This window comes from Aminobacter sp. P4_D5, from assembly GCF_056401815.1.
Genome location: NZ_JBFUIP010000319.1, coordinates 1 through 3,089 on the forward strand (window position 1 = coordinate 1; position 3,089 = coordinate 3,089).

A 3,089-nucleotide genomic window follows, 5' to 3' on the forward strand; every position below is an offset into this window, starting at 1 on the left:
GCGCCCAAAGCTGCGGCTCGTTTTTGACCAATCAGCCCGCAGCCAACAATGGCCACACCTGGGCGTTTATCTGTCATGCACGCTAAACCCTTCTGATCGGATACGGCGGAATCGATAACGTTGCGATGGCCGGATACGCAAGCCAATGTTGCTCGTGTGAGGCAGTTTTGCAGTACATTCCGTATTCTGCGGACGCTTTGAACTCCTAAACTGCCATTGCCAGGAGCGCCCATAGCTTGGGAGCCTTTCCAGAAGGCTCAATTTATTTGTCGCCCCAGGCAATTCCTCTATCGCGACCAGTGATACGACGGAGTGTATAAGCGTCTGAAGTGGCCAACTCGTCGCGATGCTCCGGCCATTGCTCCCAGTTGTCCCACATGGCGCTAATCAGCTTGCCCGTAATGCCATCGCTCTTGGCAGAGGCCAGAAAGAGCGCAAGACTGGCCCCTGCCTCCAGGGGAGCCCCGCCAGTTTCTTTCTGCTTAAGTGATCTTTCGTAGAACGCTTTGCCTACTTTTTCGGGGCCCGCCTCAATAACCTCTTCCAACATCCGCGTATTAAGAGCGCCCGGTGCTATGCAATTGACGTCGATGCCGCTTCCCCGAACTTCTTCCGCCAGAGTTTCTGCAAAGCGCACGATGGCAGCCTTCGACGCAGCGTAAGCACTGACGCGCGGCAGGGGATTTGTCGCACCCCCACCTGACAGCTGGATGATCTTGCCGTACCCTTTGCTTTTGAAGTGACCAAGCAGTGCTCTGCACATCATCACCGAGCCAAAGACATTGATCTCCATGGCACGAACCCAGTCGGACCAATCGATTTCTTCGATATCGCCTTTCGGACCGTACACCCCAGCGTTGTTGACAAGGATATGGCAATCGCCAAACTCGGCAAGAGTGGCCTCTGCCACAGCCAGCACGTCCGATTCCTTCGACACGTCTGCAGCGAGCGACATGACCTTCTGTCTCGGGCCTGCGACCGCCTGTAAGTCAGCGTGAGCCTGAGACAGGAGCTGCGCATTTCTGGCGCAGATCATCAGGTTGGCGCCGGCCTTGAGATAGGCCTTAGCAATCTCCAGTCCCAAGCCTTGATTAGCGCCTGTGATGACGGCAATTCTGCCAGCTAGCTGCATATTCAGTTTGTTTCCTTATGGGTCTGCTTGCTGCCGACCGCGACATATGCGATGCCTTGGGCTTGCGCTTGAGTGCCAAGAAAGCGGTTTGCATCGATCAAGGTGATACGGTTGCAAATTTCTGGCTGGATCGCCGCGATTTCAGCTTGGTATTCTGGCCATTCCGTTCCCACAACCAAAATCTCAGCGTCTGATACCGCATCTCGTGCATTGTTGTAGCGCGTGACCTTGTTTTGCCACTGCTCAGGCAAATTGAGCACCGCAGGATCGTGAACTCGGAGATTAGCACCTTGTTCGATGAGCCAATTACATAGCTCCACCGATTGCGATCGTCGCAGAGTGCTGGTGCCGGGTTTATATGTCAGTCCCCAGACAGCGACATTGACCCCGGTGAGAGTATCGACAAGACCACTGATCTTGCGACGCACCCACCCTTTGTGTTCGTCGTTGCTCACCTTGACAGACGACAGAATTGGCGACGCCAGTCCGTATGCGCTACTTTTCTGTTCCAGGAACAGGATATCGCGGGCGAGCGTCCCGCCAGCGAACGGGCCACCTGGCGACAGATAAGCCTTAGGGCCGATCCGCGCCTCCGACTTAAGGCCTCGCTCAACTTCCTTGGCGTCCGCTCCAACCATTTCGCATATGGCGGCGATCTCATTGGCGAAGGTAATGGATGTTGCAAGGAAAGAGTTGATCGCGTGTTTCGTCATCTCAGCGGATTCGACCGACATCCACTCGATCCTAGCGGTTRTTGGTAGAAGCACACGTTGCAAAAATTCCTTGGTCTGTACGTCCCGGACGCCGATGACGATGCGGTCAGGATCCAGAAACACCTTAAGGGCATTACCGAGACGCAGGTTTTCCGGACTGCAAGCAAAACGGATATCCTGCCGGCCAAGCTCGCGAGCCCGACCCTCCAGCGCAGAGACCGATCCGACCGGCATCTGGGACGAAACCAATACCACTGCTCCGAGGGGCAGGAGCGGCAAGCTTGCCTCTACCCTAGAAGCAACAAAATCTACATCAGCTTGGTCGTCCTCATCGACGGGCGTATCATAGGCAATCCACAGCAGCTCGGCGTCGGAAAGCGCAGCCACGGCGTCCGTAGTGAATTTCAACGTGCCGCTCGACAGGCCTGCGCTGATGAGCTCATCCAGACCAGGTTCAAGCAAAGGAGCTCGGCCCTGTGCGAGGCCATTGATGGTCTCGCTATCTGCATCGACACCGGTAACCTGATGTCCTGCGAATGCTAGACACGCGGCGGTGACGGAACCAAGATGCCAAAGGCCTTGAACAGCAATACGCATTTCAATGCCTCGCTTCGAAAACCCATTCATTTGACCGCAAGTAGTCCACGGTTTTCAGGATGCCCTCGCGGATAGTGAATTTGGGCTTCCAACCGAGGGACTGTATTTTGGTAGTATCGAGGAAGATGAACGGATTGTCTCCGATCCAGCCACGGTCACCGCCAGTGTATTCAAGATGAGGTGACACGCCTAGGCTTTCACAAATCCAGCCGATCGAATCGTTTACTTCGCAGTAGCCGTCAACGCCCAAATTGAAGATGTTGACCTTCTCGCCGGCCTTGTCCATGGCAAGCAGGATCGCATCGATGCAATCCTGAACATAGAGGTAGGATTTGCGCTGCTTGCCGTTTCCAAGGATCGGAAGGCGCGTAGGGTCTGCCATCAGCTTCTGGTAGAAGTCAAAGACATGGCCATGGGTATAACGCTCCCCAAGAATCGACACGAAGCGGAATATGCAGGCTTGAAACCCGAACCCCTCGCAATAGGCTGAAATCAGCCCTTCGCCAGCGGCTTTAGATGCGCCGTAAAGAGAGGTCTGTATTGGAAAAGGTCCGTCTTCCGGCGTTGGGACAACCTGTGCCTCGCCGTATACCGAACCGGTTGATGAGAAGGCTATCTTGCGGATGCCATTTGCGCGCATCGCTTCC

3 protein-coding genes are annotated in these 3,089 nt (G+C 55.1%); all 3 read right to left on the reverse strand.

Going from position 1 to position 3,089, the window contains the following annotated elements; translation table 11 throughout:
* Positions 1-262: 262 nt before the first annotated feature.
* Positions 263-1,132 carry an SDR family NAD(P)-dependent oxidoreductase gene (locus AC1DWF_RS31340; RefSeq protein WP_476785914.1) on the reverse strand — a complete coding sequence of 290 codons (870 nt, stop codon included), beginning with the start codon at positions 1,130-1,132 and terminating at the stop codon, positions 263-265.
* A gap of 2 nt (positions 1,133-1,134) precedes the next feature.
* Positions 1,135-2,442, reverse strand: coding sequence for a UDP-glucose dehydrogenase family protein (locus AC1DWF_RS31345; protein ID WP_476842498.1), 1,308 nt, complete (start codon positions 2,440-2,442; stop codon positions 1,135-1,137).
* A 1-nt stretch (position 2,443) separates the two neighbouring features.
* Positions 2,444-3,089: NAD-dependent epimerase/dehydratase family protein (locus AC1DWF_RS31350; RefSeq protein ID WP_476842499.1), on the reverse strand; the 646-nt coding region annotated here is incomplete at its 5' end.